Source organism: Enterobacter wuhouensis, from assembly GCF_004331265.1.
Lineage (GTDB): Bacteria > Pseudomonadota > Gammaproteobacteria > Enterobacterales > Enterobacteriaceae > Enterobacter > Enterobacter wuhouensis.
In genome coordinates this window covers 1-371 of the sequence record NZ_SJOO01000037.1, presented here as the reverse complement: position 1 = coordinate 371, position 371 = coordinate 1, and the positions used below count along the sequence as shown (strand labels likewise).

Genomic DNA, 371 nt, shown 5'->3' with positions numbered 1-371 from the left:
CCTCAAACATCCGTATCTGGCTGTCCACGTCCGCCTTCAGGGCCTGCGCCTGCTCCGCCGCGATTTCCAGCTGCTGCAGCTGCTGGTTAAGCCGGTCGATTTCCTTCAGCGCAGCGCTCATATCCAGTGCGTCACCCTGCGCTTTCGCCTGCGCATCCGCGCTGACAAACAGCCCCTTCCCAGCCCGCAGGGTTCCCCGTTCGTCGGTGCGCAACTCTGCACCCGTGCCGCGACGTTGCCCCTGGCTGTCCACCAGATGCCCGCTGTTGAGCTGGGTTTTTCCGTACTCCGTGGCGAGCTTGATGTGCTCCTCCCCGCGCCGGTCCTCCATCCGCAGCTTGTTGTTTGCGGGCGTGCGCAGCACGTTGCGG

General features: G+C 65.0%; 1 protein-coding gene. It reads right to left on the bottom strand.

What is annotated here, in order from left to right; genetic code table 11:
* On the bottom strand, positions 1-371 hold a 371-nt coding region (locus E0L20_RS23775; protein WP_207389468.1), incomplete at both ends, for a type VI secretion system Vgr family protein.